At 70.5% G+C, this 3,760-nt stretch carries 4 protein-coding genes; 2 read left to right on the top strand and 2 right to left on the bottom strand.

Features of this window, described 5'->3' with window-relative positions; genetic code table 11:
- Positions 1-55 precede the first annotated feature (55 nt).
- Entirely contained in the window at positions 56-1,897 is a 1,842-nt protein-coding gene (gene recQ, locus B1205_RS14835; RefSeq protein ID WP_089156147.1) for a DNA helicase RecQ, read from the bottom strand.
- Positions 1,898-1,928: 31 nt separating this feature from the next.
- A complete protein-coding gene (locus B1205_RS14830; protein ID WP_089156146.1) occupies positions 1,929-2,423 on the bottom strand; it encodes a hypothetical protein in 495 nt (164 codons plus the stop codon).
- A 137-nt stretch (positions 2,424-2,560) separates the two neighbouring features.
- Here B1205_RS14830 and B1205_RS14825 point away from each other — a divergent pair, with 137 nt between their 5' ends.
- Together B1205_RS14825 and B1205_RS14820 are read left to right on the top strand one after the other, a co-directional pair.
- Positions 2,561-3,415: a helix-turn-helix domain-containing protein gene (locus tag B1205_RS14825; RefSeq protein ID WP_089156145.1), complete on the top strand. Its 855-nt coding sequence runs from the start codon at positions 2,561-2,563 to the stop codon at positions 3,413-3,415.
- 24 nt (positions 3,416-3,439) lie between these two features.
- Positions 3,440-3,634, top strand: a complete 195-nt coding sequence (locus B1205_RS14820; RefSeq protein WP_089156144.1) for a DUF397 domain-containing protein — start codon at positions 3,440-3,442, stop codon at positions 3,632-3,634.
- Positions 3,635-3,760 lie beyond the last annotated feature (126 nt).

The raw sequence follows: 3,760 nt of genomic DNA, 5'->3' as shown, positions 1-3,760 counted from the left end.
CAGCTGACACCCACCCACGATCGGGCCCGACCTCTGGCGAGGTCGGGCCCTTTCGTCACCCCTCGGCGAGTACGGCGAGGATCGCCTCGCCGTACTTGGCGAGCTTGTTCTCGCCCACGCCGCTGACCCGGGACAGTTCGGCCAGCGAGGCCGGCGGCTCGGCGGCGATCTGGCGCAGGGTGGCGTCGTGGAAGATGACGTACGCGGGGACGCCCTGCTCCTTGGCGGTGGCGGCCCGCCAGGCGCGGAGGCGCTCGAAGACGCCGGTGGCGGCGGGGGTGAGGTCGGCGACCACGGTCGCCGCGCCGCGCGGCTTGGCGGCCCGGCCGGACAGCGGCCGCTCCGGTTCCTTGCGCAGGGTGACCGTGCGCCGCCGGCTGAGCACGTCGGCGCTGGCCTCGGTCAGCGCCAGCGTGCCGTAGTCGCCCTCCACCGCGAGCAGGCCCTCGGCGAGCAGTTGCCGCACCACGCCCCGCCACTCGACGTCACGCAGCTCGGTGCCGATGCCGAACGTGCTCAACGCGTCGTGGCCGTACTGATCGATCTTGTCGGTGTGCTTGCCGAGCAGGATGTCGATGCTGTGCCCGGCGCCGAACCGCTGGTTGCGTTCCCGGTCGAGCCGGTAGACGGTGGAGAGCAGCTTCTGCGCGGCGACCGTGCCGTCCCAGGACTCCGGCGGGTCGAGGCAGGTGTCGCAGTTGCCGCAGTTGGCCGCGCCGGCCTCGCCGAAGTAGTCGAGCAGTTGGGCGCGGCGGCACCGGACCGTCTCGCAGAGCGCCAGCATGGCGTCGAGGTGGGCCGCGAGGTTACGCCGGTGCGCCAGGTCGCCCTCGGACGTCTCGATCATCTTGCGTTGCTGCACCACGTCCTGGAGCCCGTACGCCAGCCAGGCCGTCGACGGCAACCCGTCGCGACCGGCGCGGCCGGTCTCCTGGTAGTAGCCCTCCACCGACTTGGGCAGGTCGAGGTGGGCGACGAAGCGTACGTCGGGTTTGTCGATGCCCATGCCGAACGCGATGGTGGCCACCATGACCAGCCCGTCCTCCCGCAGGAAGCGCTGCTGGTTCCTCGCGCGGGTGCCCGCGTCCAGCCCGGCGTGGTAGGGCAGCGCCGGGATGCCGTTGGCGACCAGGAACTCGGCGGTCTTCTCCACCGAGGCGCGGGACAGGCAGTAGACGATGCCGGCGTCGCCCGGGTGCTCGTCGCGCAGCAGACCCAGCAACTGGCGGCGCGGCTCCCGCTTGGGCACGATCCGGTACTGGATGTTGGGCCGGTCGAAGCTGGCCACGAAGTGCCGGGCGTCGGTGAGCTGCAACCGGGTGGCGATCTCGGTGCGGGTGGCCCGCGTCGCGGTGGCGGTCAGCGCGATCCGCGGCACGTCCGGCCAGCGTTCGTGCAGCATCGACAGGTTGAGGTAGTCGGGCCGGAAGTCGTGCCCCCACTGGGAGACGCAGTGCGCCTCGTCGATCGCGAACAGGGCGATCCGGCCCCGCTCCAGCAGGCCGAGCGTGGACCGCACCGCCAGCCCTTCCGGTGCGAGGTAGAGCAGGTCCAGCTCGCCGGCCAGGTAGGCCGCCTCGACCCGGCGCCGCTGCGCCGCGTCCAGGGTCGAGTTGAGGAAGCCGGCCCGCACGCCGACCGCGGTGAGCGCGTCGACCTGGTCCTGCATGAGCGCGATCAGCGGCGAGACGACCACCGCCACCCCGTCGCGGACCAGCGCCGGGATCTGGTAGCACAGCGACTTGCCGCCCCCGGTGGGCATGAGCACCAGCGCGTCGCCGCCGGCCACCACATGCTCGATGATGTCCTGCTGGACGCCACGGAAGGCGTCGTAGCCGAAGACCCGGCGCAGCACGTCCAGCGCGCCGTCGGTCCGCTGATCGGTGGGGGAGACCATCCGCGCAGTCTACGAGCGCCCGCCGACAGCGTTACGGAAGAAGCCCCGTCGTCCCGTCACCGTCGCCCCACCGCAGCCCGTCGACGCCGGCCGCGTGGTGGAAACCGGGATGCCCGGTGACGTCGACGCAGACTTCGTCGTCGGGGCCGACCCGACCGCAGAAGACCGGCTCGATGTGATTCCAGGCGTCGGCCCGGGACAGCAGCGCGCCGGTCGCGGGCACCTCGGGCCGTAGGATAGTCAGCCCTTCGGTGTAGACCACGGCCTGGTCGCGGGCCTCCTGCGCATCGGCCGCCAGGTAGGTCAGGTGCAGCGTCCATCGGCGCGGTATCCGGTAGGCGCCGCCGGGTGGCCGGTTGCGGCCCGCCAGCCGCTCGCGCTCCGCCGGGCCACGGTTGAGCACAACCCGGGGGTACGCGGAGAACGGCTCCGCCGTCGACAAGGCGTGGGCGATGGCGGCGCGGACCCGCTCGGACACGTCGGCCCCGTCGAGCATGGCGGCCAGGTCGTGGTGGAAGTCAGTCACCGTATGCTGCCTCTCCGTAGGCAAGTGATTGCCAACAGCTTGGACCATGCGGCAATAAAGCGCAACGTCGCATTTTATGCTTGCGCTTTCACTGCGGTGGGAGAAGAATCGGCTACTCCCGGTGGAGGTGAGTGTCGATGGCGCAGGTGCCGAGTCCGACGATCAGAGCCCGTCGTCTGCGGCGCGAGCTGCGTCGCCTACGGGATCGTGCCGGCCGCACCGCCGAGGAGGTGGCCAAGATCCTCGGCTGGCACCGCACCAAGGTCATCCGGCTGGAGCAGGGACACTCCCGGGTGATGCCCAAGGACATGCCGCCGTTGCTCGACCTCTACGAGGCCACCGAGGAGGAGCGGGAAAGGCTGGCCGCGCTGCACCGCCAGTCCCGGCTGAAGGGCTGGTGGAGCGCGTACGGCGACGTGCTGCCGGACGACTACGTCGGCTTCGAGGCGGAGGCCACCTCGATCAGTTCGTTCGAGAGCCTGTACGTGCCCGGCCTGTTGCAGACCGAGGAGTATGTCCGTGCCATCGTCCGGGCCGGACGCAGCACCGCCGACCAGGACGAGGCGGACCGGGTGGTGGCGGCGCGACTGGCTCGGAAGGCACTGCTGTCCCGAGACCTCCCACCGTCGCTGTGGGTGGTGCTGGACGAGGCGGTGCTCCGGCGGGTGGTCGGCGGCCCGGAGGTGATGCGTGCTCAGCTCGCGCGACTGGTCGAGGCGTGCGAGATGCCCACGGTGGAAATCCAGATCCTGCCGTTCGTCGCGGGAGCGCACGCGGCCATGGGCGGTGCCTTCACCCTGCTGGGTTATGACGATCCGGTGCTCGACCCGGCCGTGGTCTACCTGGGCAATGACACCAGCACCCTGCTGCTGGAGGAGGGCCGACAGGTGGCCCGCTATAGACTCATGTTCGACCACCTTCGGGCCAAGGCGCTCGACCCCGACCGGTCTGCGGATCTCCTCAGCCGGGCTGCCGCCGAGGTTCCGGACTGACTCCAACCTTGTGGAGCGCTGCCGATGGCCCCCTCGGATCCGGTGCCGGTTAGCTGGCGCAAGAGCAGCCGAAGCGGTGCGAATGATTCGAACTGTGTCGAGGTGGCTGACCTCTCCCACGCCTTGGCGGTACGTGACTCCAAGGACCCGGGCGGCCCGCTGCTGCTCTTCGACCGGGCCGCCTGGTCGCGGTTCATTGTCGGTCTGCGGCGCGGCTGATCCCTCTCGAACTGGCCGCCACCCTGATGCCGCCGGCATCACCCAGTCCCCACCTCGCATGTTGACATTGAGAAGCGAAGATCTTGGTACGAAATGGCCCCTCTGGGGGCCATTTCGTACCAAGAT

Source organism: Micromonospora sp. NBS 11-29 (assembly GCF_002140155.1).
In the GTDB taxonomy this organism is placed as follows: Bacteria; Actinomycetota; Actinomycetes; order Mycobacteriales; family Micromonosporaceae; genus Micromonospora.
This window is presented reverse-complemented; position numbering and strand designations above follow the sequence as displayed.

Coding starts and splice junctions, on each gene's coding strand:
- B1205_RS14820 (WP_089156144.1), top strand. CDS start 3,440: ATGGCCCCCTCGGATCCGGTGCCGGTTAGCTGGCGCAAGAGCAGCCGA.
- B1205_RS14825 (WP_089156145.1), top strand. CDS start 2,561: ATGGCGCAGGTGCCGAGTCCGACGATCAGAGCCCGTCGTCTGCGGCGC.
- recQ (WP_089156147.1), bottom strand. CDS start 1,897: ATGGTCTCCCCCACCGATCAGCGGACCGACGGCGCGCTGGACGTGCTG.